This window comes from Oceanobacillus locisalsi, from assembly GCF_042675985.1.
Classification (GTDB): Bacteria; Bacillota; Bacilli; order Bacillales; family Amphibacillaceae; genus Oceanobacillus; species Oceanobacillus locisalsi.
This window is the reverse complement of record NZ_JBHTKK010000002.1, coordinates 129,278-154,884: the sequence shown is the minus strand read 5'-3', so window position 1 is coordinate 154,884 and position 25,607 is coordinate 129,278. Positions and strand designations below refer to the sequence as shown.

The window sequence follows — 25,607 nt, the reverse complement described above, 5'->3', positions numbered from 1 at the left end:
TAAGGAGGAATGATCTATGAATATTAAATTAGGTTCCGCACCCGATTCTTGGGGAGTATGGTTTCCAGAAAATGAAAAACAGACACCATGGGAGCGTTGCTTAGATGAGATGGCCGATGCTGGATACAGCGGCTTGGAGTTAGGTCCGTGGGGGTACCTTCCAAACGAATACAGTAAGTTAAAAGAGGAATTGGACAAGCGTAACTTAGACTTAGTAGCAACCACGCTGGTTGGCGATCTAACTTCCGAAGCGAGAACGGATGAATTAATCCAACAGCTGGATAAAATGAGCGAACTGCAATTAAAATTCCCAACGGCAGAGTATGTTGTTTTAATTGATGATTGTTATACGGATTTATTTACCGGTGAACTCGTTCGCTCACCAGAATTAAATCATGAAGCGTGGAAACAATTTGTCAGCAATATAGATAAAATTAAAGACCATGCGAAGAACAAGTATGACTTAGAAGTCGTCTTCCACCCGCATGCACAAAGTCATGTCGAAACAGAAGATCAAATTGAAAGATTGCTGCAGGACAGTGACGTGAATCTTTGCCTGGATACTGGGCATCATGCCTATATGGACGGTGATTCAGTTGAATTTATGCGTAAACACCATGAACGTATTCCATATCTTCACATTAAAAGCTGCGATTTAGAAGTAAGAGAAAAAATGCAGAAGGAAAACTGGTCTTTTGCCAAAGCAGTTAGTAAAGATATCATGTGCGAACCGGAAAAAGGTGTTGTTGACTTTGAAGCATTTATTGATGTCTTAAAGGATATTGATTTTAACGGATGGGCAGTTGTTGAGCAGGATATGTACCCTGCCCCGTTTGATAAACCTTACTCTATTGCGAAAAGAACGTATGATTATGTAGATGGGTTGATTCAAAAGAACACACTGACCAAATAGAGAGAAGTTATTTTTAGAGAAAGGGATATCATGAAGATTAAGAAAAGAGTTTGCTTCATGGTATCTCTCATTTAATAGCTATAAAATGGGAGGAAATAAAATGAGTAAAACAAAGAATAGTAACCGCTATATCCTTTCAATTGTTCCGATTATCGCATTAGCAGGGTTATTATTCGGATATGATACAGCTGTTATCTCTGGAGCAGAACAATCCGTGCAAAAATATTTGATTGATTCGCTAGGGCTAGGATCCTTTGCACATGGATTTACTGTATCAAGCGCACTAATAGGCTGTGTTATCGGAGGATTTATGTCGGGATTTCTAGCAAATAAAATCGGTAGAAAAAAGACCTTAATTCTAGCCGCGCTTTTATTTTCTGTATCCGCCTTCACTAGTGCTTATCCAGAACTGTTATTCTTTACAGTAGATGAGCAGACAATTGGATTATTAATCATGTTTAATATCTACCGTGTTATTGGAGGCATTGGTGTAGGAATCGGTTCAGCTATTGCACCAGTGTACATCAGTGAATTAACACCGAAGCAAAGCCGTGGTAAATATGTTGCTTTGTATACCTTATCTATTGGAATTGGAGCTCTTATTGTTTATATCGTAAATATGAATATCGCTTCTGGTCAAACCACTGCTTGGATTGATGATCTAGGCTGGAGATATATGTTTGCTTCGGAGTTAGTACCGGCACTCCTATTCTTTCTCTTGTTATTCTTTGTACCAGAAACACCAAGATACTTGGCATTAAAGCAAGATTACAATAAGGCAGCAACGATACTAAAGAAAGTAAACGGCTCCAAAGAAAAAGCACAATCTATATTAACAGATATCAAAAATTCTGTTCACTTCGAATCAGATAAAAAAATCAGCATCTTTGCATATGGTAAACTTGTATTATTTGTCGGTATAATGATTGCAATTTTTCAACAGTTTCTAGGAATCAACGTGATTCTATACTATGCTCCTCGTATTTTTGCGGAGTTGGGAGCAGGTCAATCCGCTTCCATGTTGCAAACAGTAATTGTTGGCATTGTTAATGTGGTTTTCCAAGCTCTAGCTATTCTTCTAATCGACAGTATTGGTAGAAAACCAATGTTAATTGGCGGTTCTATCCTTTGTGCCTTTAACTTATTTATGGTTGCCGTCCTTGCATACTTTGAAATTTTTGGTATTTCTACATTAATTTTTATACTTTTATTTGCTGCCAGTTTCCAGTTAACATGGGGAGTCGCCACATGGGTAGTGGTATCAGAAATATTCCCAAATCAAATTCGTGGGCAAGCTGTATCAATAGCAACAGCATTACACTGGATTGCAAATTTAACAGTTTCTTCTACTTTCCCTCCAATTCAAGATGTTTTAGGTGGGATGGCATTTTCTATCTATGCAGTATTAAGTCTATTTGCTGCATTATTTATCTGGAAATTTGTACCGGAGACAAAAGGAAAGACATTAGAAGAATTAGAAGAAATTTGGCTTGATGATAGCAGCTCTTCAAAGAAAAAAGCAGTACAGTAAATCCATATAAAAAATTTAAGCATAGGGTGTGGGAAACTACCTCACACCCTACTTATGTTTATATTGTTGTCTGTTCTTCCAATTCAGTAAGCTTCACAGTCCGTTGTTCCAAATGCGACATTTTTGCAGCTTTTGCCAGCAACTCTGCTTTCTGACCATCTTCCCCACTACAAACGAGCGGTTTATTTTGTAAAATAGATTCAGCAAAACATTCTATTTCTTGTTCGTATGCTTCATGATATCGATCTAAGAAGAAATTCTTTAATGGGTCAATTGATGTTCCTGCCTCATTAGCAACTCGCACATTTGTTATTTCTTCATTATCCGCCGATACCAAACCTTTATTTCCAAAAACTTCAATTCGCTGATCATATCCATAAACAGCCTGCCTACTGTTATCAATAACACCAATCGCTCCATTTTCAAAGGTTAAAAGTATAACAGCTGTATCCGTATCCTCACACTTTCCAATTTCCGGGTCAATTAAGTTATCTGCTTTAACCGTTACATCGATAACTTCACTATTACTTAAATATCTGGCCATATCAAAATCATGAATCGTCATATCCATAAACATTCCTCCAGAGCGCTTGACATACTCAATTACTGGAGCTTGTGGGTCTCTAGATGTAATTTTAATAATTTGCGGTGTACCAATATTTCCTTCCATCATAGCATCTTGAACCTTTGAAAAGTGTTTATCAAAACGACGATTGAAGCCAATTTGCAAGTTTACATTATTTTTCTTTACTTCTTTTAATGCGCTCCTTGTTTCTTCTACATTAAAGCTGACCGGTTTCTCACAGAAAATATGTTTTTTTACTTGTGCAGCTTCTATAATATATCCGGCATGTGTATCTGTACTTGAGCAAATGAAAACGGCATCAATTTCCGGATCTTGAAAAATATCGGCTGTATCTGCAGTAATAAGTACGCCATCCTCTTCCAATTGACTTCCTTTTAAATGATCAATATAAACATCCGCTACAGCTTTTAAATGATAAAGACTCGATTTTAAAATATTTCCAATATGCAGCTGACCGATACGACCCGCACCAATGACAGCGACTGTTACTTTATTCATCATGAAACATTCTCCTTTTTATATCGTTATTATTTCGTTGTTACTTCCACTGGCTGCTTTTTCTGCATCGAGGTAAGACAAGCCTCCAGCACACGCATATTCTGTATTGTATTTTCTGCAGTGTTGACAGGTTCTCTCCCTTCCAGAATACGAGAAGATAAATGTTCCACTCCGATTTCATAAAAATACCCTTCCAGTATCTCTTCTCTGTGGTGACCATCTTCCCGATCAACCGTCAATTTCCCAATTCCATCTTCATGCGGAACATAGGCTTTTGAAACAGTTATTTTACCTTTCGTTCCAACTACTTCATAGGTTTGACGTCCTGCCATATTCATGCTGCAATTAAACGAAGCAAGCAAACCGCTCTCCATTTCCATTGTGACAGCTGCTGCCTGATCGACATCATATGAATCATATAACTGTTCCATCCCAAAAACACGAACCGGTTCTTCTCCAAGAATCATACGAATAGCGTGAATCTGATAGCAGCCCAAATCATATAAACTACCTCCGCCTAGATTACGATCACTGCGGATATTACCCTCCAAGCTGTGTAACACAAAGGAAAGATCCGAATTCATATGTTTCACCTCACCAATTTCTCCAGAATGAATCACTTCCTTCACTCTATTATGCTGCGGGTGAAATTGGTACATAAAGGATTCCATAAATATAACGTTGTTTTCTTCGCAGACTTGCATCATCTCAACAGCTTCTTGATATGTCAGAGAAGCTGGTTTTTCACAAAGTACATGTTTCTTATGTTTTGCAGCTTCTTTAACCCATTTCGCATGCAATCCATTTGGGAGAGGGATATAAACAGCATCAATTTCTGGATCATTTAAAAGTTCTGTATAAGATGAATAAGCTTTCGAAACATTAAACTGTTCTTTCAGTTTCACTTCTTTTCCACTCTCGCTGGCGACAGCTGCCACTTCTGCATTTGGAGCTTTTAAAATAGCAGGCACTACTTGTCTTACTGCTATTTCAGCACCGCTAAGCACACCCCATTTAACTGTGTTCATTTCTATACAACTCCTTCTTTAATTATTTCATTTCTCCATATAAAAATTAGATTAACATAATGAAAAGGGTTACAAAATGGTATCTTGTAATTAACTTTTGCATATTTGTTGACTAAAGATATAATAAAGTAAACGATAGATAATAAATAGATAACTATTTTTAAGAATTAGCATGATTATTACTAAGTTAGAAAGATCCAAGCATGTTTTATTTATATCAGTCATGACACACTAGTATTAGATATTGTAAAATAAGAAGTATTATATGCAGAAACAGAAATATGAAAAAAATAATGAGCATGGTTAAAATGGGAATATCATTTTTCAAACTTATACATATTTTTAGGAGGATCGTTTATTTATGATGAAAGCACAACGAGTAACTGCAATACTTGAATACGTGAAAGAAAAAGAATCGGTATCACTTGATGAACTCGTAGATCGGTTTGATGTATCTAAAAATACGATTCGACGAGATATTCAGGAACTGGTTGATGAAGAACAATTAATAAAAGTATACGGCGGAGTGTCCATTTCAAAACCTTTAACCGTTCCTTATCAAGATCGAAAAATCAAGCAATTTCACGAAAAACAAACGCTTGCCAAATTAGCAGCGAAATTTATTGATGACGGAGATATTATTTTTATCGATTCTGGAACTACTACAGTGGAATTGCTTGATTTTATCAAATATAAAAACATTACTATTGTAACTAATAATCTCGATTTCACATTGGATGCCAGTGCTTATCCGAATTTAAATATCTATTCAACAGGCGGGGTTTTCGAACGCTCTACCAGATCCTATGTTGGAACAGAGAGTGCGGAAATTATTCAAAAATATAATTTTAATAAGGCATTTATGGCTTCAACCGGGCTCTCATTAGATAAAGGGATTACTAATTCCTCTCCATTAGAAACACAATTAAAGGCAAAAGTAATCCAAAAAAGTGAGCAAGTATTTATTCTTGTAGACCATACAAAATTTGATAAGTACGCATTAACCACCTACTGTAATTTTGACAATATTGATTATTTGATAACCAATCAAGAACCGCCACAAGAATATATAAGACATAGCGAACAGCATCAATATGAAGTAATCTATCCACAAGATATTTAATATAAACTCATGAAATAAAATATTTTTTATGCAGAAGAATTGCATTCCTAGGGAAAACTGGTTAGGATAAAATAAAACTTCACACTGTGAAAAAATGCACAATCATGAAGGTTTCTTTTTTATATTCCAAGTGCTTAAAACAGTGTGACGAATATAAATAGAAAATAGAGGTGTGTCATTTATGGAAAAAGTAATTGTAGTATGTGAAGCAGGAATTACAACAAGTTTATTGGTAAAAAAATTAAACGATCTTGCTCAAGAAAAAGGACAAGAAGTTGACATTCAATCCAAAAGTCTCGAAGAAGGATTAGACTATGTTAAAGAACATCGTGTTGATGTTGTATTATTAGGGCCGCAAATTCATCACATCGCTGAGAAATATGAAGAGGCAACCAATGCTAAAGTTGCTAAAATTTCCGTAGACAACTATAATACAATGAATGTTTACAGCATTTTTGAACAAATAAGCGAGGCATAATAATGACAATGGATGTAGAGATGTTCATGCCTTTAATTACAGAAGCTAGTCAAGCAAAAACCTTGGCTTATCAAGCATTAGGTCAAGCAAAAGAAAAAGATATACAAGGGTATGAAAAAGGAATATCAGACGCTAAAAAGCATTTGATAGCTGCTCACAAAAAACAAACTGAACTCTTACAATTAAACAGACGTGAACAGCAAATAGACATTAACGTTTATATCATTCATGCGATGGATCATGTAACCAATGCACAAATGATTTGTGATATGGCACAGGAATTGGCAGAGCTTCATTTAAAAAAAGAATAATACTGAATGATTGTCCTGTAGCTGGTATATCCTAGCGCAGGATTTTTTTATGAAAATATGAGAGCTATGAATAAGTCTATATATAGATTAATCAAATAAATTACAAAACATAACAATAAATTCATAATAAATTAATAAACACTTGACTAAATATTAATTTCTATAATAGTATGTAACATAGAAATAATTCAAGTTAACATATCTATAATTTCAGCGAAGGAGACTTTTATATGAAAACGCTTAAAATTGGTGTGGCAGGATTAGGAAGACTAGGTTTAATCCATGCAGAAAATATCTATCATCTAAAAGGAGTTGAATTGACAGCGATTTCTAATTTAGATGAAGAAGTAAATAAACAGATAAAAGAAAAATATAAAGTACCAAATGTTTATACAAATTATGAGGATATGCTGGAACAATCTGAGTTAGATGCAGTCTGTATCGTGACACCTTCTGGATTCCATACCGAACATATTCGTTTAGCTTTGAGAAAAAATTTGCATATTTTTTGTGAAAAGCCAATTGGTTTAGACGTAGAAGACATTAAACAAACGATAGATGAAATTGAGAAAAGTGACCGTATTTTTCATCTCGGATTTATGAGACGGTTTGATAGTGATTATTTATATGCGAAGGAAATGATAGATAGCGGACAAATTGGAGATATTTCTTTAATTCGCTCTTATAGTATTGATCCCATTCAAGGATTAGACAGCTTTGTTAACTTTGCTAAGAAAAGTCCAAGTGGTGGGTTATTCCTTGATATGAGTGTACATGATATTGATGTGATTAGATGGTTGACAAAATCTGAGATTTCAACTGTATGGGCAACAGGAACGAATAAAGCTGCACCTGAATTGGATGAGCTGAACGAACTGGAATTAGGCACGGTAACGATGAGATTAGACAACGATGTAACCGCTTTACTAGTTGCCGGGCGCACAGCTTCACATGGATACCATGTAGAAACTGAAATTATCGGAACTAAAGGAATGCTGCGAATCGCTGCATCTCCTGAAAAAAATAAAGTATCTGTATTTAATGAACACGGCGCAGTCCGCCCATCTTCTCAGCATTTTCCTGAACGATTTGCCGAAGCATATGTAAATGAGTTGAAAGATTTTGTCCACTGCATTCGTGAAAATCAACATCCTGAAGTAACTGCGCTTGATGGCTTACGCGGAACAGAAGTAGCATTAGCATGCCAAGAGTCATTCGATACAAATAAGTTAGTTGATATCCAATACTAATAATCATTTGCGTATTTTTAGGAGGAGAGAATATTGAATTTATTTAGTATTATTAGTTTTGTCGCTGTACTTGTATTCATCTATCTCTATGCTTTTTATCGTACAAGAAAGATCGATAAAAAGGATTCAGAGGGATACTTCTTAGGTGGACGTTCACTGGTCGGAACTACTGTCGGTATGACAATTATTATGACCAATCTCTCAACGGAGCAATTAGTTGGTCAAAACGGTCAAGCCTATGCAGCTGGTATGGAAGTGATGGCTTGGGAAGTAACTGCTGCTGTTGCTATTGTTATGCTTGCATGGGTATTTTTACCAAAATATTTTAAATATGGTGTAAATACCATTTCTGATTTCATTGAAATCCGTTACGATACATTTACAAAAAGAATTGTATCGATTCTCTTTATATTCACTTATATTGTCAGTTTTATGCCTGTTGTTTTATATTCCGGGGCATTAATTTTTAATGATTTATTTGGCATTGAGCAATATTTAGGTGTCAGCAGTATGACAGCTGTTATTATAATTTCTACAGTTATTGGTTTGGTTGGTGTTACCTATTTGTTCGTTGGAGGCCTTTCCCTGATTGCGCATAGTGACTCACTATATGGTATTGGTCTGTTGCTTGGTGGCATGACGATTACGATTTTAGGACTTATTGCTTTGGGTGAAAATAGCTTTTTTACTGGATTAGACCGATTTTTAACAAGTCATCCAGAGAAATTGAATGCCTGGGGAGCCTTAGATTCACCAATTGTACCCTGGCCAACATTATTCTTAGGAATGTTATTCAATAACTTATATTTCTGGTGTACCAACCAAATGATTGTGCAAAAAGCATTAGCCGCCAAAAGTTTAAAAGAAGCGCAAAAAGGGGCCATGATTGTTGGGTTCTTTAAAATTTCTGGTATGTTCTTCTTAGTTATCCCTGGTGTTATCGCATACAATATGTTTGGAGATGGCATGCAAATGGATCTTGCTTACCCTGCATTAGTAGCTGAAGTGTTGCCTAATTGGGCAACTGGTCTGTTTGGAGCAGTGGTATTCGGAGCAATCATGAGTTCTTTTGTCGGATCATTAAGTGCAACCGTTACTTTATTCAGCTTAGACTTCTATAAGCCGGTCATTAATAAACAAGCAACCAACCGTCAAATTGCGAAAGCAGGAAGAGTTTTAACTATTGTGATTGGGTTTATTGTTGTTCTTGTCGCACCATTAATTTCTCTATTTCCGCAAGGACTGTATGCAGTTATTCAAGAATTCAATGGACTGTATAGTATGCCACTCTTGGCAATTATTTTAGTTGGTTTTTATTCTAAAAAGACATCCGCAACTGGTGCAAAGGTTACTCTGATCTTCCACATCGTTGTGTATGCATTGTCTAAAGTGGTTATTCCAGATATCCATTATTTATATGTTTGGAGTGTTCTCTTTTTGGTAGATTTAGCTATTCTCTATTTCTATAGCGTAAAGAAACCATCTCAAGAAGACTTCCAATTCGACAAATACCAAAACAAAGTGGATATCACTCCTTGGAAACATGTTAGATGGGTTGGTATTTTAATCTTAGTTGTTGTTGCAGCATCTTATATTGTCTTTTCTCCGATTGTATTAGCTAATTGATTTATTTAGAAAGCAAACACCTCTCTTAGTAAAGGAGGTGTTTGCTTTGTTTTATATTTTGTTTATTTTTCAATCTACAATATAGCCTTTTTAACCGACTTTTTTCTCAACCCAAACTTGCTCTAATTCTTCCAATGTCTTTCCTTTTGTCTCTGGTACAAACTTCCAAATGAAGAATACAGCAACCACGCTGAGCGCCCCATAAATCGCAAAAGTCATTCCGCCTAATACATCATGAATCGGTGGAAAACTGGTTGAAATACCTAAGTTAGCCAACCAGTGTAATGCTGTTGCTATCGATACAGCCTGACCGCGAATACGATTCGGGAATATTTCAGAAATAACAATCCATGTAACTCCACCCCATGTTAATTGGAAAGCAGCTACATATAACAACATGAAAATCAAAGTGGAAATACCGAAAATTCCAAGGTATGACAGAATAGCAACCATGAATAAGTTGATAGCGCAAAGAACTGATCCACCAATTAACATTGGCTTTCTTCCAATACTGTCAACGAACAAAATGGCCAATCCCATAAAGATAACATTGACTATTCCCACAATAACTGTTTGGAACATGGATACAGACGGACCTGCTGCACCTAATTCTTCAAAAATCCGCGGTGCGTAATAAAGAATCACATTAATCCCGATTAACTGTTGAAAGATAACTACCGCAATACCAACAATGAGCACAAGTTTTCCATATGCAAAGATGCTGACTTTCTTACCAGTTTCCATTTTCACAGACGCTTTGATTTCTGCCAGAATATCCTGAGCTTTCTCTTTGGAACCGTTTACTTTTTCTAATATAGATGCTGCCTTACTGTAATCTTGTTTTAAAGCCAAATATCTCGGTGTTTCTGGAACAAAGAATAACAGGAAAAAGAACAATAACGCTGGAATTAATTCAGATAAAAACATATATCTCCAGCCTAGATCATCAATCCACGCAGATGTTTGGCCAGAAGCAATATTCAAATTCACAATATAGACAATCAATTGCCCAATGACAACAGATAATGTGTACGTCGCAACAAATTTTCCTCGGCTTTGTTTCGGAGTCAGTTCACTGATATATACCGGCGCAATGGCTGAACCGATTCCCACACCAATGCCTCCAATAACACGGTAGATATTAAACATGATTAATAATCCAATTGTCTGTTCATCTACTGTAAAGAATAGCAGCTCTGGATAAGCACTCATGAAAGCGGATACATAAAAGAAAATAGCTGCAAGAATCAGCGTTTTCTTTCTGCCAATCTTGTTTGCTAAAAAGCCAGATATCAGTCCGCCAATAACACAGCCTATTAATGCACTTGATGTAGTAAATCCATGTGCAAGTGATCCAAGTCCTAATGGATCAATCAAATACCTTTGAATCGATTGCTCTGCTCCAGCAATCACTGCTGTATCATATCCAAAAAGTAAACCAGCTAAAGCGATAATTGGAACAACGGTAAGAATATAGCTATTACTACTTAATTTCCCCATTTTATCTCCCCCAATATGTTCTTAAGATAAAGTGAATTTTTATATCAGCGAAGATTTTCTAAATCCTCGCTGATATCATTTTTTATTGAGCTAATACAAGCGGTGAGAAGATAACATAAGCTCCTACTACCGCAAGTAAAACAACCGTGCCAACCCATTTTGAATGTTTCCATGGAGTCATGTCCACTTTGCTTTGATATTTATCAAATTCAAAATCATCATGATCTGGTTTTAGTCTGCTGTATGCATATAGAATCCCTATATCGATCAAGAATAAAACACTCCATACATATAAGTAGTGAATATCTGGAATAACTACTTTTGATAAGCTGTAAGTAATGACGTGGAAAATCAAAGTTGCTTTTGCTCCACGTGCTGACGTTTTCCGAGAATAGAAACCAACCAAAATAATCGCTAATAACGGCATATTATATAGGCCATTAAATTCTTGGATAACAGCGTATAATCCTTGCGGGAATAAAGAAATCAACGGTGAAATCAAAATGACAGCTGCTCCAATGACTAGCGTTAAAATTCTTCCCATTTTTGCAATTTGTTGATTTGTTGCCTGTTTATTAATGATTGGTTTATAAAAGTCGTAACTAAACAGCGTTACCGTCGCATTCAGAGCACCAACAAAAGAACTTAGAATTGCCCCGAAAATAATTGCTCCAAAAATACCGCCTGCCCAATCAGGAAGGACAATGGATACAAGTGCCGGATAGGCAAGATCCATCTGCATGCCATCCCCAAAAATGTGATATGCAATAACCCCGGGAATGACTAAGAAAAACATGCCAGAGATTTTGAAGAACCCAACTAGCATTAATCCTTTTTGACCCTCTTTTAAGTTCTTAGCAGCAAGAGCTTTTTGGACGATCATCTGGTTGGTACAGAAGAAATACAAACAGTTAAAGAACATCCCAAAAAACAAGGCTGGCCATGGTACAATTGGTGAATCTACTGCTCCCCATGCATTTAATTTTTCTGGATGATTGGTTAAAAATCTGTCCAGTCCTTGAATAAAGCTGTTGTCACCTAAATAAATCACACCCAGTACAGCAATAATCATTCCTCCAGTTAATAACCCAATTCCAAATAAGGAATCGCTATGGGCGATCAGAGAAAGTCCACCTGTAAATAGATAAATAACTCCAACAACGCCGATTACTGTGGAAATGATAATAACTGCCGTAGTAGTACTGATACCTAAATGCTGTTCAATATTAAATAAATCATTAAAAATCAATGCTCCTGAGTATAAAACCACTGGCATAAAGCTAATCACATACGTGAACATAAATAATATAGATACAATTCTTTTCGTTATAGTGTCATAACGAATTTCAATAAAATCAGAAATTGTATTAATTCCATACTTTAAATATTTCGGCAGGAACACCCATGCACAAAGTACAATTGCGATGGAAGCCATCACTTCCCATGCCATTACTTCCATACCCGCTGCATAACTTTGTCCGTTTTGACCTACTAATTGTTCCGTAGACAGGTTTGTCATAATAATCGACATACCTAATGTCATACCAACTAATGAACGCCCGCCGAGAAAATAACCTTCAGATTCTTTTCTATCAACACCTCTACTTTTATAGAATGCGTAAACGGAAATAAAGATTAAAATAAAGGCAAAGCTAATGATATTAAAAATACTCACTTTTCACCCTCCACCTGATTCTTCCAAAAAATAAAGCGATATTGCTTTATTTTTCTACTGTTAAACAAATGAATTGAATTAAACGACAATATCCTTCAATAAATTCACTGTTTTTTTAATTCCTAATTCGGTCTCCATGGTATAATCTTCATGCTCTATACTTAACACACCGTCATAACCGGCTAATTTCAGTTGAATCACGAAATTCCTCCAAAATTCTTCCGTATGTCCATACCCCGGGATTGCAAAATTCCATGACCGATCAGCTACTTCTAATACATGCTTGGTATCAAGTAATGTATTCTTAGCAGCAGATTCTTTTTCAAGGCGCACATCTTTCACATGTACATGATAAATAGCCTCCTTAAGTTCAGAAGCAACTAACAATGGATCCGCCCCCATCCAAAATAGATGGCTTGGATCTAAATTAAATCCAATCGTTTGATCTGTATGCGCTCTTAACTTCCGGAAATTTTCTACATTATGCACTAGCTGAAAACCATGTGGTTCTAAAGCAATCTTCTTTACACCTTGTTCCTTTGCTTGTTCTACTGCTTTTTGCCAGTATTCAATGGCAACTTCCCACTGATAAGCTACAATTTCATGAGTTACTGGCGGCCAGGAGGTAATAGACCAATTTGGATATTCATCTCTTGGCCCGCCGCCTGGTAATCCAGACATCATCACTACGGTATCCAACTCTAATTCATGAGATAATTGGAATGTTTTCTTTACTACTTCTCTATCTTCTTCTCCCTTTTTAAAAGGAAATAACGGATTTCCAGAACAGTTTAAGGCAGAAATAGATAAACCATGATCTTTTATCTTTTTTACATTTTCTTCACGAAAAGTCTTATCCTCAAGCCAGCGATCAAGATCCAAATGTGGTGCATCCGACCATGTTCCGCAAGCAAGTTCGATTTCCTGTACGCCTGTTTTTTGACACCAGCTGAGCATGTCATCAAAGGACTGATGACCAACGCCATCTGTTACCAATCCAATTTTCATTGATATCCCCCAAATCTCTATAATTTCTGTAATACTAGGATTGAACACTTTTTTCAGGTGAAATAGATACTGTTTCTCCCGTGTCCATTGACTTTTGAGCAGCCACTGAAATTTCCAATGCAGCCACGCCATCGGCCGCGGAACAAGGAGATTCCTTCCTATTATGAATCGTATGGATAAATTCTATGATTTCATTGAGATAGGATTGTTCCATATTCGCCGGAAAAATACTTCCTAATTCTGATCTGTCTGTTGCTGTAAGAACACTTACTTCATAATCTCGAATCGTTGGAATTTGAATGGCTCCCTCTGTTCCAATGATTTCAACCCCAGAATCAAAACCATATGGAGAATTTCTGCTAGATTCAATATCCGCAACAGCACCTGATTCAAACTCGATATAGGTACTTGCTTGATCGACATCCCCATATTCCTCCATAAATGGATTACAGATAATTTTTCCGGATGACCGAAGCGCTTTCACTTCAGAGCCTAGTAAATATCTAGCTAAATCAAAATCATGAATGGCTAAGTCTAAGAAAATTCTTCCGCTAGTCTTTAAGAAATCTCTTTTTGGTGACATGGCATATTTATCAGGCGGATTATCTCTAGTAAACCCTTTCAAATAAATTGGTTTGCCAATAGCACCTTGATCAATTTTTTGTTTTGCTTCCATAAATTTCGGATGGAAACGTCTCATAAAGCCGACCTGGCATAAAACATCATTCTCTTCTACCGCTTCCAAGATTGCTTTTGTTTGTTCCAGAGAATGACTGATTGGCTTTTCTACAAAAATATGTTTCTTATTTTGTGCTGCTTCCATAATCAATTCTCCATGTGTATCTGTTGGTGTCGTGATAACTACAGCATCTACTTTAGAATTTTTACAAATAGCTACTGGAGAATCAGAAAATAGCTCAATATTGTATTCGCTTGCAATTTCTTTAGCCCTTGCGTTAATCTTGTCAACAACAGCAACTACTTCTATTCCTTTGCCATACGTTGTGATATTATTTAGGTGAACCATACCTAAACGACCCAATCCAATAATGGCTACATGAATCGTTTTATTCATTGTAAATCTCTCCTTTAAAAAGCATTTGAAAATGTGCAATACATCTTCTCTTGATGTCAATAAAATTAGACTAACAAACATTTAAAAATGAAAATATATCATTTTGATAATTAAATTTATAGATTTGTTAGTATGTTGGAGGGTTCAAAAAGTGGAAACCTATAAGTTATCTTCTTTACACAGCTCATTAAAAGTGATGGATATACAACTTGATTTAGTCGAGGAAGGGTGGAGTTTCGACTGGCATGAACACCCTTATTTTGAATTTATCTACTGTAAACATGGTCACTTGCAGCAATGGATCGACAATGAATTATATGACTTAACTGAAGGCAATTCTATTTTGGTTTGTGCATATAAAGAACATAAATCCATTGCAGTCGAGCCATCGGAATATTTGGTTTTTCATTTTGATATCGATATATTTGGCATTTATTCGTTATTTAACCAAGTGAAAAATCCATTGATTGGAAAAGACCAAACCATGGATAATCACCTTTCTTTCTCTGAATGGCTAGATAAATTAATTATTGACTTTCACATCAAAAGCCAAAAAAAATCGAATCAATTAAGTCAGGATGCTTATATTGAAGGAATGAACTCTGGTATCCAAATTTTGCATCTGCATGCCAGGATATTAGAGTGTATCAGTCTGCTTGCATTCTATTTCGAAAAAAGTGAAGGTATTCAAGCTGCCAAGCTAACTCCATCTGAAATTGACCTAGCAACAAAAGCATTGAAATATTTAGATGAAAATTTCTTAAGACCCGTTCGAATGGAAGAATTAGCACAGCATATGAATTTTCATCGTTCTTATATTAGTACCATTTTTAAAAAAGCGTATGGTATTTCGCCAACGGAATACCTTACAAAAGTAAGGGTTCGAGAAGCTAGTAAAATGTTGACAGACTCAGAGGAAAGTATTGAGGAAATTAGTATAAAGCTTAACTTTAATTCTGCAGCACACCTTAGCAATACATTTAAATCTATTTATGGAATGTCTCCTTCTGCTTATCGGAAAAAGCATCGGTATATGAATAAATAAGCAAAAAATACTCTCTTTTAAAGGTTATACATTTAAAAGAGAGTATTTTAATGCGAATTAATTTCAATATCCTACGTTATATAAAACACTTACCTTATAAGAAAACGCCTTCATAAACACTGTTACATCAATACTCCAATGAAATAACCAAAAACTTATAAACTTTTGGTTATTTCTTGTTAACTTTTTGAGTTCTTTGTGTTATACTTGATCCAAGAAAAGAGGTGATCAACATCAAATCGAAGCGTATCGCTGCGTTACAAGAATATATTACGCTCAAACAAAGAGCTTCCTATGATGAACTCGTTGACAAATTTGCTGTATCTAAAAATACAATCCGTAATGATGTGCAAGAATTATGTAAGACGAGTGATATTATCAAAGTTCATGGCGGAGCAGCTGTCAAATTACCTGCTGAAGAAAAAAAGCCGAACAAGAATATTACGAAGCCTTTAACATCCTTTACTTACCGGCAGACAAAGAATCAGTCAAGTAAACAATGGATTGCGGAACAAGCTGCCGACTATATTCAAAATGGAGACATTATTTTTATCGATACGGGAACAACCGTATTGGAACTGATTGAATATATGCAGGAAAAACAAATTACGATTGTCACCAATAATATTGACTTTATCCTTAGAACGCTGCCTTATGAGAATCTTACTGTTTATAGTTTAGGCGGCGTACTCGACCGTAGAACACAGGCATTTACAACCATTCAAGCACAGAAGATTCTTAGAAATTACAATATTAACAAAGCATTTTTAGCAGCTACTGCGATTTCTATCAAAAATGGTGTAACGAGCTCTATTCCTATGGAAAGCGAATTAAAGTCTTATATAGCGGAACAGATTGAGCAGAAGTTTTTGTTGGTTGATCATCAAAAATTCGATAAGGTTGCCTTAACTACGTATTGCAGTTTAAACCAATTGGATTATCTGGTTACGGATCAGACACCTGGCCAAGCGTATATCGACTATTGTCAGAAGTACAATATCGAGCTTGTTATTGCAAATCAAAATGAAGGAGTGTAGAGATGCCCTTAATCAAAGTTGATTTAATCAAGGGAAGAGAACCTGAAGAAATTAAACAAATTTTAGATGTAGCGCATCAGATTGTTTTGGAAGCGTTTCAAGTCCCTGAAGGTGATCGTTACCAAGTTGTGACACAGCATGAACCTTATGAAATGATTATGAAAGATACTGGGCTAGGCTTTGAAAGAAGTGATGATGTTATCCTGTTTACCGTTATCAGTACGCAACGGACAGATAAGATGAAAAAAGACTTTTATCGCCTTTTAACGGAACAATTAGAAAAACAATGTCAAATTAATCCCAAAGATATCATGATTACCTTTGTCACAAATGGTGCTGGAGAATGGAGCTTTGGATTTGGGAAAGCACAATTTTTAAACGGAGAATTATAGTATTTTTTAACATGTTATCTATTTCCTCTAATTTTAGAGAGTAAAAATATAAAAATCTATGAACATGAAAAAGGAGGACATACTATATGTCTAAAAAATTAAAGAATTTTATTAACGGTGAATGGACTGAAAGTAAAACGGATAAGTATGAAGATGTCTACAATCCAGCTACAAAAGAATTAATAGCACAAGTACCAATCTCTACTTCGGAAGATTTTGAAGATGCTGTACAAGCAGCTCAAGCAGCTCAAGATAAATGGAAAAAGGTATCTGTAGCAAAACGAGCTCGTGTTCTATTTAAATATCAAAATCTATTAGAAGAGCATAAAGAAGAATTAGCAAAATTAATTACGCAGGAAAATGGAAAGAGTGTTGGTGAAGCATTAGGTGAAGTTGGCCGCGGTATTGAAAACGTGGAATTCGCTGCTGGCGCTCCAACATTAATGATGGGTGATTCTCTTGCAACAATCGCAACCGATGTAGAAGCAACAAACTATCGTTATCCTGTAGGTGTTGTTGGCGGGATTGCTCCATTTAACTTCCCAATGATGGTTCCTTGCTGGATGTTCCCAATGGCGATCGCTCTAGGTAACTCCTTTATTCTAAAACCATCTGAGAAAACGCCTGTTCTTGCAGCTAGACTTGCAGAATTACTCGATGAAGCTGGTCTTCCTAAAGGGGTATTCAGCATTGTTAATGGTGCACATGATGTGGTTAATGGCATTTTAGATCACCCTACTGTTAAAGCTGTATCTTTCGTAGGTTCTAAACCAGTGGGAGAATACGTATATAAACGCGGAAGTGAAAACCTAAAACGCGTTCAAGCACTAACTGGAGCAAAAAATCACTCTACCGTACTGGCAGATGCTGACTTAGACTTGGCAACAAAAGAAGTGATCAGTGCTGCATTCGGCTCAGCGGGAGAACGTTGCATGGCTTGTGCGGTTGTAACTGTGGAAGATTCCGTTGCTGATGAATTTATCGCTAAATTAAAAGAAGCATCAGACAACATTAAAATGGGTAACGGCTTGGATGATGGTGTCTTCTTAGGACCAGTTATCCGTGATGATGCTAAACAACGTACACTTGGTTATATCGAAAAAGGGATTGAAGAAGGTGCTACATTAGTTCGTGACGGTCGTGATGAGCAGCCAGAGGAAGGTTACTTTGTCGGTCCAACTATTTTTGACAGTGTATCTCAAGATATGACCATCTGGCAAGATGAAATTTTTGCTCCCGTATTATCTGTTGTACGTGTTAAAAACTTAAAAGAAGCTGTTGAAGTCGCTAACCAGTCTGAGTTCGCTAATGGCGCTTGCCTATTCACTACTAGTGCATTATCAGTACGCTACTTCCGTGAGAATATTGATGCAGGTATGCTAGGAATTAACTTAGGTGTGCCAGCCCCAATGGCATTTTTCCCATTCTCTGGTTGGAAATCTTCTTTCTATGGCACATTGCATGCTAACGGAAAAGATAGTGTAGATTTCTATACTCGTAAAAAAGTAGTAACAGCTCGTTACCCAGAACCTGATTTTTCATAATTATATTAGATTGCTAGTTTCAAATAAAAAGGGAGACTGGGTGTCTATTTCTATCCTAGTCTCCTTCCAAAATAGAAAGGAGTTCATTATGAGTCATTTACTAAGAAAACCTGAAAATAATAAACTGGCAGATGGGGTAACACTCGTTCATGAAGTAACAGAAGAAAATTCTGATCTACATTATGTCGGTTTTAAAGTTGTTGATTTGGAACCAAACGCCAGCTATGATGAAAAACTGACGAATTTAGAATTATGTGCTGTCGCTTTAACCGGAAAAATTACCGTTACAGATGGAGATCAAAACTTTACTGAAATTGGTACACGCGATAGTGTGTTTGAACGAAAGCCAACAGACAGTGTATATGTTTCTCATAATAAAACCGTTACGATTACAGCGAATACAAAAGCTCGTGTAGCCTTATGTTTTGCTCCATCCGATAAGGAGCTGCCGACCAAGCTGATCAAAGCAGAAGATAATGGCGTAGAACACCGCGGCAAGTACAATAACAAACGTCAGGTGCACAACATTTTGCCAGACTCTGATCCTTCTGCAAACAGCTTGCTTGTTGTAGAAGTGTTCACAGAGACAGCGAACTGGTCAAGTTATCCACCACATAAGCATGACCAGAATAATCTACCAGAAGAGTCTTTCCTAGAAGAAAGCTATTATCATGAGATGGATCCGCCACAAGGATTTGTATTTCAACGTGTGTATACAGAAGACCGTTCTTTAGATGAAACCATGACAGTCGAAAACGGAAATGTTGTACTTGTTCCAAAAGGCTACCATCCTGTAGGTGTACCAGACGGCTATTCTGAATACTATTTAAATGTTATGGCCGGACCAGAACGCATTTGGAAATTTCATAATGACAAAGATCATGAATGGATTCTTGATAGAGAGTAACAGATATGGAATCGTCCCTTCTCTATTCTATTTTCATAGAACAAGATGCGGACGATTCCCCCTATAAAAGTGAATAAAACGATGTACTTACTTGTATAAAGAAAAGGAGCGAAACGCATGTCACTGACATTTAACCAAGATAAAGAATTCGATATTATTGCGATTGGTCGCGCTGCGATTGATTTAAATGCAAACGAATACAATCGTCCAATGGAAGAAACGATGACTTTTACAAAATATGTTGGCGGTTCACCAGCTAATATAGCGATTGGCAGCTCAAAATTAGGGCTGAAAGCAGGATTTATCGGAAAACTTTCCAAAGATCAGCACGGAAATTTTATTAAACAATATATGGAAGAAAAAGAAATTGACACTTCCAATATGGTTTATGATACAGAAGGCCATAAAGCGGGACTTACGTTCACAGAAATTTTAAGTCCGGAAGAATGCAGTATCTTAATGTATCGTGATCAAGTAGCCGATCTTTATTTAGATTCTACAGAAGTAAATGAAGATTATATTAAAAAAGCGAAAATTCTTCTTGTATCCGGTACTGCTTTAGCACAAAGCCCTTCCCGTGAAGCGGTACTGCTGGCCATTCAATACGCTAAAAAGAATGACGTGAAAGTTATTTTTGAATTAGATCATCGTCCATACACATGGAAATCAGCTGAAGAAACAGCTGTCTACTATTCACTTGTCGCTGAGCTTTCTGATGTAGTTATCGGTACACGTGATGAATACGATGTGATGGAGAATCTAGATAGTGAAGGAGATAATGAAAAAACAGTCCAGCACTTATTCCAGCACAACACCGAACTTGTTGTTATTAAGCACGGCGTTGACGGTTCTTACGCATATGAGCCAGATGGTACGGTTCATAAAGGGGAAGCTTACAAAACAAAAGTATTAAAGACATTTGGTGCAGGAGATTCCTATGCATCTGCATTTCTTTATGCTCTTGTTACAGGAAAAGATTACGAAACCGCGCTGAAATTCGGAAGCGCCTCTGCTTCTATCGTTGTTAGCAAGCATAGTTCTTCAGAAGCAATGCCAACAGTAGAAGAAATTGAACAATTGATTCGTGAACGTTCTTAACAATATGTGTTCGAACTTAATTATGAAGTGAAAGGAAGGTTGAATAAAATGGGTGAAAAAATCCGTTTAACAACTGCACAAGCACTACTAAAGTTTTTAAATCAGCAATATATTTCTGTAGATGGTGTGGAAACACCTTTTGTCGAAGGTGTCTTCCATGTTTATGGACATGGTAATGTTTTAGGGCTAGGAGAAGCGCTTGAAAATAATCCAGGGAACTTAAAAAGTTATCAAGGAAAAAATGAACAAGGTATGGCTCATGCTGCAAATGCTTTTGCAAGACAAAATCTCCGTCAAAAGATTTTTGCTGTTTCCGCATCTGCAGGACCCGGCTCAGCGAATCTGGTGACAGCAGCTGCAACTGCATTTGCAAATAATATCCCGGTTTTATTCTTGCCGGCAGATACATTTGCAACCAGACAGCCAGATCCTGTTTTACAGCAACTAGAACATGAGCACAGTACGGATTTGACAACCAATGAAGCATTTAAAGCAGTATCAAGATATTGGGATCGTATTGACCGGCCTGAACAGCTGATGAGTGCATTGTTGCGAGCTTTTGAAGTATTAACAAATCCAGCAACAACCGGTCCAGCAACGATTTGCTTGCCTCAAGACGTGGAAGCGATGGCCTATGATTATCCAGCTAGCTTTTTCCATAAACGTGTGCACTATATCGACCGTAAATTGCCTACACAGCGTGAATTGGATGGAGCAATTGCCTCTATTAATCAAAGTAAACGTCCTGTTCTATTAGTTGGCGGTGGTGCAAAATATTCAGAAGCGAAAGATGAAATCGTGGCGCTTTCTGAAAAAGCCAACATTCCCATCGTAGAAACGCACGCCGGAAAATCAACCGTTGAATTCACTCATAAAAATAATTTGGGCGGGAATGGTATTTTAGGCACTTCCGCTGCAAATAAAGCAGTGATGAATGCAGATTTAATCATTGGCATTGGTACAAGATATACAGACTTTACTACGTCATCACGAACATTGTTCGACTTTGATAACACCAAATTTTTGAATATCAATGTGAATCGAGGTCAAGCGTATAAATTTGATGGTTTTCAGGTGGTAGCGGATGCAAAAGCTGCATTACAGTCAATCAACCAGCATATTGATGACTATCAATCCAGTTATGGAGACGAAATAACTTCCTTGAAACAGGAATGGGAAAATGAACGCAATCGTTTAGCAGCAACTGTATTTAACCGCAATGATTTCAAACCAGAAATTGCTGATCATTTTAACCAAGAAGTTTTAAATGACTATGCAGATGCGTTAAAAACAGAACTAACGCAAACAGAAGCATTGCTTAAAATCAATGATACCGTTGATAGCGACGCCATTGTGATTTCTTCCGCTGGCTCTCTTCCAGGTGATATGCAGCGTATTTGGAATGCGAACGTAGCTAATACCTTCCATCTGGAATATGGCTATTCCAGTATGGGATACGAAATAGCTGGATCTCTAGGAGCTAAATTAGCAAAGCCTGAACAAGAATCATATGCTGTTGTCGGCGATGGAAGCTTTATAATGCTTCATTCCGAGATTGTAACTGCACTTCAATACGATAAAAAAATTAACTTGTTGTTATTCGATAATTCCGGATTTGGCTGTATCAACAATTTACAAATGGACCATGGAAATGACAGTACCGGTACAGAATTCCGCAATGTGAATAACGAAATCATGAACATTGATTACAGTAAAATTGGCGAAGGATATGGTTTAAAAACGTATTCTGTAAATAACCTAGAGGACTTAACTGCGGCTGTAGAAGATGCTAAGAAACAAACAGTATCCACATTAATTGAAATAAAAGTTCTGCCAAAAACAATGACTGATGGTTATGATGGAAGCTGGTGGAATGTCGGCGTAGCGGAAGTTTCAGACAAAGAGAGTGTACAACAAGCTTCTGCAGAAAGACAACAAATTCTCGATAATGCAAGACAATATTAATCGAAGTTGGACGTGATCACTTATGGGAAAAGATATCCAATGGGGGATTGCCCCAATCGGCTGGCGTAATGACGATATGCCTGAAATTGGAAAAGAGAATACCCTATCGCATCTGTTAAGCGATATCGTTGTAGCAGGATTTGATGGTACTGAGGTTGGCGGCTTCTTCCCGGATGCCAAAACATTGAAAAAAGAAATCGAACTTCGCAATTTAAAAATTGCCGGACAATGGTTCTCCAGTTTTATTGTACAAGAGGGTATCGACAAAGCATCGGAGGATTTCCATAAACATTGTGCCTATTTAAAAGAAGTCGATGCTGCCGTTGCTGTTGTTTCCGAGCAAACCTACAGCATTCAGGGCTTGTCCAAAAATGTTTTTGCTGATAAACCAGTCTTTACTGATGAAGAATGGAATCAATTTACGAAAGGCCTTGATGTACTTGGTGAAATAGCTGCCAGTTATGGGTTGAAGCTTGTTTATCACCATCATCTCGGAACCGTTGTACAAACATCGGAAGAAGTTGACCGCTTAATGGAAAATACGAATCCAAACGTTGTTCATTTACTATATGATACAGGTCACATTTATGCTTCTGATAAAGAATATATGCCATTATTAGAGAAGCATATCGATCGAATCAAACATGTCCATTTCAAAGATATTCGAGATGATGTTATGAAAATGAGTGAAGAAAATGGCATATCATTCCGCTCAGCCTTTCTTGCTGGGATGTTTACTGTTCCTGGAGATGGAGATATCGACTTTAAAAAAGTATACGATAAACTGCTGGAAAATAATTATCATGGCTGGATTGTGATTGAAGCGGAGCAAGATCCAGAAATTGCTCATCCGCTCGAATATGCGTTAATGGCTCGCAAGCATATTGACGAGAACGTATTGAACTAAGAAATCATTTTTTAGGAGAATGTTCACTTTAAAATACCGATTTTAGAGTGAACATCTTCATTAGTACTAATCCAACCATAAAAAGAATAGAGGTGAAAGAATGACATTCGTATCATTAAAAGAACTAATGCCTGAGGCAAAGAAAAACCACTATGCTGTTGGACAATTTAATATGAATACGTTCCAGTGGGCAGAAGCAACCTTACGTGCGGCAGAAAAAGAAAAATCTTCCGTTATTATAGCTTCTACAGATCGTATCGTTGATTATCTTGGCGGTTTTAAGTTGATTGCTGCAACAACCAAAAAAATGGTGGAAGAAATGGAAATCACCGTACCTGTCGTTCTCCATCTCGATCATGGATTATCGGTAGAACGCTGTAAAGAAGCGGTCGATGCTGGTTATAGCTCGGTTATGTATGACGGTTCCAAATTATCTCTGGAAGAAAACATTGCCAATACCAAAGAAGTTGCAAATTATGCAAACAAACAAAATGTGTCCGTTGAAGCAGAAATCGGTTCTGTAGGGGGTACAGAGGACGGTATAACTTCCGGTATTAAATACGCTGATCCAAAAGCGTGCTACCGGCTTGTAGAAGAAACTGGCGTAGATCTGCTTGCAGCAGCGCTTGGCTCTGTTCATGGGGTTTATCAAGGAGAACCGAAATTAGCATTTGATTTAATGCAGGAGATTTCAGACAATCTAAACGAAGTACCTCTGGCTCTGCATGGAGGGTCCGGTATTCCTTCTCACCAAATTGTAAAAGCCATTGAATACGGTCATGCAAAAATTAATGTAAACACAGAATGTAATCAGGCATGGACACAAGTAGTACGTGAATATTTGCAACAATATCCCGATTCACATAAAGTCCCAGAAATAATGACAACAGGGATGGATGCGATTGAAAAGGTAGTGATAGAGAAGATGCAATTATTTGGTTCTTCTAATAAAGCATAAAAACCTTGCAAATAAGAAGAATTGTCTTTGGATATAGACAATTATTACATTGGAGGATTGAAGATGACAAAAGTAGTTGTAGGAATCATCGGAGCCGGACGTATCGGACAGCTGCATGCTAAAAATATTCTGTTATCCGATAATTATCAGTTAAAAGCAATTTCTGATGTACACACCGATCATTTAAAAGAGATAGATTATTTAAAAGCAGTTCCGATTATCACACAGCATGCAGATGATATTCTAAATGATCCAGAAATTGATGCTGTTTTTGTCTGCTCAAGTACGGATACACATATTGATTTTATTACCAAAGCAGCAAAGAACAACAAGCATATCTTCTGCGAGAAACCGATCAGCTTTGATATTGAGAAAACAAAAGAAACCTTAGAAGTGATTAAAGAAACAGGCGTGAAATTCCAAGTAGGATTTAACCGCCGCTTCGATACACATTTCAGAAAAGCACATGATGTTGTCCGCAATGGGGACATTGGTATGCCGCATGTTATTAAAATCACTTCTCGTGATCCAGAAGCTCCACCAGAAGAATATGTAAAACGTTCCGGTGGTCTATTCATCGATATGGCAATTCATGATTTTGATATGATCCGTTACTTATCTGGACAAGATGTGAAAAACATCACCGTCAAAGCGTCTTCTTTGGTAGATGATCGTTTTGCTCGTAATGATGACGTTGATACAGCAATTATTACGCTTACCTTTGCTGATGATTCACTGGGAGTGATCGATAATAGCCGTCAAGCAGTGTATGGCTATGACCAACGTATCGAAGTATTTGGCAATGATGGCATGGTTCAAGTAGAAAACCAGAAACCGACCAATGTAAAAGTTAGCACCAATGATGCAGTGACAGAAGATAAGCCAATGTATTTCTTCCTTGAACGTTATAATGAAGGATATATTGCTGAAATTCACGATTTTGCACAATCTATCTTAGAAGATAAAGCCGTAGTAGCAAAATTTGAAGACGGATTGCAGGCTGAGCTATTGGCAAAAGCTGCTAAGCTTTCTTGGCAGGAAAATCGGACGGTTGAGTTGAGTGAGCTTCGTTAATTTTACATCAAAACAATATTATTGTCATAGAGGGTAGTCATTTCAACTATAAAAAGCGTATGAACTTGGATTTCAAGT

Annotated in this window: 23 protein-coding genes; 17 read left to right on the top strand and 6 right to left on the bottom strand. The window is 36.9% G+C overall.

Features of this window, described 5'->3' with window-relative positions:
• The first annotated feature begins 16 nt into the window (after positions 1–16).
• Both ACFQ19_RS02910 and ACFQ19_RS02905 read left to right on the top strand, forming a co-directional pair.
• Positions 17–913: a sugar phosphate isomerase/epimerase family protein gene (locus ACFQ19_RS02910; protein WP_379590486.1), complete on the top strand. Its 897-nt coding sequence runs from the start codon at positions 17–19 to the stop codon at positions 911–913.
• 100 nt (positions 914–1,013) lie between these two features.
• Positions 1,014–2,444: a sugar porter family MFS transporter gene (locus ACFQ19_RS02905; protein ID WP_379590485.1), complete on the top strand. Its 1,431-nt coding sequence runs from the start codon at positions 1,014–1,016 to the stop codon at positions 2,442–2,444.
• A 58-nt stretch (positions 2,445–2,502) separates the two neighbouring features.
• On the opposite strand, the gene iolG (ACFQ19_RS02900) is transcribed toward ACFQ19_RS02905, so the two are convergent.
• Together iolG (ACFQ19_RS02900) and ACFQ19_RS02895 are read right to left on the bottom strand one after the other, a co-directional pair.
• Positions 2,503–3,528, bottom strand: a complete 1,026-nt coding sequence (gene iolG / locus ACFQ19_RS02900; protein WP_379590796.1) for an inositol 2-dehydrogenase — start codon at positions 3,526–3,528, stop codon at positions 2,503–2,505.
• A 29-nt stretch (positions 3,529–3,557) separates the two neighbouring features.
• Positions 3,558–4,556, bottom strand: a complete 999-nt coding sequence (locus ACFQ19_RS02895; protein WP_379590484.1) for a Gfo/Idh/MocA family protein — start codon at positions 4,554–4,556, stop codon at positions 3,558–3,560.
• A gap of 361 nt (positions 4,557–4,917) precedes the next feature.
• Here ACFQ19_RS02895 and ACFQ19_RS02890 point away from each other — a divergent pair, with 361 nt between their 5' ends.
• The 5 genes from ACFQ19_RS02890 (at position 4,918) to ACFQ19_RS02870 (ending at position 9,344) form a co-directional block, all read left to right on the top strand.
• Positions 4,918–5,679, top strand: coding sequence for a DeoR/GlpR family DNA-binding transcription regulator (locus ACFQ19_RS02890; protein WP_379590482.1), 762 nt, complete (start codon positions 4,918–4,920; stop codon positions 5,677–5,679).
• A gap of 181 nt (positions 5,680–5,860) precedes the next feature.
• The gene (locus ACFQ19_RS02885; RefSeq protein ID WP_379590481.1) at positions 5,861–6,157 is read left to right on the top strand and encodes a PTS sugar transporter subunit IIB; all 297 of its coding nucleotides are present in this window, start codon (positions 5,861–5,863) and stop codon (positions 6,155–6,157) included.
• Between the two features lie 2 nt (positions 6,158–6,159).
• Positions 6,160–6,468, top strand: a complete 309-nt coding sequence (locus tag ACFQ19_RS02880; RefSeq protein WP_379590480.1) for a PTS lactose/cellobiose transporter subunit IIA — start codon at positions 6,160–6,162, stop codon at positions 6,466–6,468.
• Between the two features lie 230 nt (positions 6,469–6,698).
• Positions 6,699–7,718 carry a Gfo/Idh/MocA family oxidoreductase gene (locus ACFQ19_RS02875; RefSeq protein WP_379590479.1) on the top strand — a complete coding sequence of 340 codons (1,020 nt, stop codon included), beginning with the start codon at positions 6,699–6,701 and terminating at the stop codon, positions 7,716–7,718.
• A gap of 33 nt (positions 7,719–7,751) precedes the next feature.
• Complete coding sequence (locus tag ACFQ19_RS02870; RefSeq protein ID WP_379590478.1) at positions 7,752–9,344, top strand: solute:sodium symporter family transporter; 1,593 nt, start codon at positions 7,752–7,754, stop codon at positions 9,342–9,344.
• Between the two features lie 90 nt (positions 9,345–9,434).
• Here ACFQ19_RS02870 and ACFQ19_RS02865 read toward each other — a convergent pair whose 3' ends face one another.
• From ACFQ19_RS02865 to ACFQ19_RS02850, 4 genes are all read right to left on the bottom strand, one after another.
• On the bottom strand, positions 9,435–10,844 hold the full coding sequence (locus tag ACFQ19_RS02865; RefSeq protein WP_379590477.1) for a sugar porter family MFS transporter: 1,410 nt from the start codon (positions 10,842–10,844) through the stop codon (positions 9,435–9,437).
• Positions 10,845–10,926: 82 nt separating this feature from the next.
• The gene (locus ACFQ19_RS02860; protein WP_379590475.1) at positions 10,927–12,519 is read right to left on the bottom strand and encodes a solute:sodium symporter family transporter; all 1,593 of its coding nucleotides are present in this window, start codon (positions 12,517–12,519) and stop codon (positions 10,927–10,929) included.
• Between the two features lie 78 nt (positions 12,520–12,597).
• Positions 12,598–13,527 (bottom strand): sugar phosphate isomerase/epimerase family protein, encoded by a 930-nt coding sequence (locus tag ACFQ19_RS02855; RefSeq protein WP_379590474.1) that lies wholly within the window; start codon positions 13,525–13,527, stop codon positions 12,598–12,600.
• Positions 13,528–13,561: 34 nt separating this feature from the next.
• Positions 13,562–14,602, bottom strand: coding sequence for a Gfo/Idh/MocA family oxidoreductase (locus ACFQ19_RS02850; protein WP_379590472.1), 1,041 nt, complete (start codon positions 14,600–14,602; stop codon positions 13,562–13,564).
• Positions 14,603–14,753: 151 nt separating this feature from the next.
• Here ACFQ19_RS02850 and ACFQ19_RS02845 point away from each other — a divergent pair, with 151 nt between their 5' ends.
• The 10 genes from ACFQ19_RS02845 to iolG (ACFQ19_RS02800) all read left to right on the top strand — a co-directional run bounded on the left by ACFQ19_RS02845 (position 14,754) and on the right by iolG (ACFQ19_RS02800) (position 25,529).
• Positions 14,754–15,647, top strand: coding sequence for an AraC family transcriptional regulator (locus ACFQ19_RS02845; protein ID WP_379590470.1), 894 nt, complete (start codon positions 14,754–14,756; stop codon positions 15,645–15,647).
• A gap of 224 nt (positions 15,648–15,871) precedes the next feature.
• Positions 15,872–16,684, top strand: a complete 813-nt coding sequence (locus ACFQ19_RS02840) for a DeoR/GlpR family DNA-binding transcription regulator (RefSeq protein ID WP_379590469.1) — start codon at positions 15,872–15,874, stop codon at positions 16,682–16,684.
• 2 nt (positions 16,685–16,686) lie between these two features.
• Positions 16,687–17,076 carry a tautomerase family protein gene (locus tag ACFQ19_RS02835; RefSeq protein WP_379590468.1) on the top strand — a complete coding sequence of 130 codons (390 nt, stop codon included), beginning with the start codon at positions 16,687–16,689 and terminating at the stop codon, positions 17,074–17,076.
• A gap of 86 nt (positions 17,077–17,162) precedes the next feature.
• Positions 17,163–18,620: a CoA-acylating methylmalonate-semialdehyde dehydrogenase gene (locus tag ACFQ19_RS02830; protein WP_379590467.1), complete on the top strand. Its 1,458-nt coding sequence runs from the start codon at positions 17,163–17,165 to the stop codon at positions 18,618–18,620.
• Between the two features lie 88 nt (positions 18,621–18,708).
• Positions 18,709–19,527 carry a 5-deoxy-glucuronate isomerase gene (gene iolB / locus ACFQ19_RS02825; RefSeq protein WP_379590466.1) on the top strand — a complete coding sequence of 273 codons (819 nt, stop codon included), beginning with the start codon at positions 18,709–18,711 and terminating at the stop codon, positions 19,525–19,527.
• A gap of 117 nt (positions 19,528–19,644) precedes the next feature.
• Positions 19,645–20,625, top strand: coding sequence for a 5-dehydro-2-deoxygluconokinase (iolC, locus tag ACFQ19_RS02820; protein WP_379590465.1), 981 nt, complete (start codon positions 19,645–19,647; stop codon positions 20,623–20,625).
• 48 nt (positions 20,626–20,673) lie between these two features.
• Positions 20,674–22,590, top strand: a complete 1,917-nt coding sequence (gene iolD, locus ACFQ19_RS02815; protein ID WP_379590463.1) for a 3D-(3,5/4)-trihydroxycyclohexane-1,2-dione acylhydrolase (decyclizing) — start codon at positions 20,674–20,676, stop codon at positions 22,588–22,590.
• Positions 22,591–22,612: 22 nt separating this feature from the next.
• On the top strand, positions 22,613–23,497 hold the full coding sequence (gene iolE, locus ACFQ19_RS02810; RefSeq protein ID WP_379590462.1) for a myo-inosose-2 dehydratase: 885 nt from the start codon (positions 22,613–22,615) through the stop codon (positions 23,495–23,497).
• 100 nt (positions 23,498–23,597) lie between these two features.
• Positions 23,598–24,455 (top strand): class II fructose-1,6-bisphosphate aldolase, encoded by an 858-nt coding sequence (fba, locus tag ACFQ19_RS02805; protein ID WP_379590460.1) that lies wholly within the window; start codon positions 23,598–23,600, stop codon positions 24,453–24,455.
• A gap of 63 nt (positions 24,456–24,518) precedes the next feature.
• Complete coding sequence (iolG, locus tag ACFQ19_RS02800; RefSeq protein WP_379590459.1) at positions 24,519–25,529, top strand: inositol 2-dehydrogenase; 1,011 nt, start codon at positions 24,519–24,521, stop codon at positions 25,527–25,529.
• The last annotated feature ends 78 nt before the right edge of the window (positions 25,530–25,607 follow it).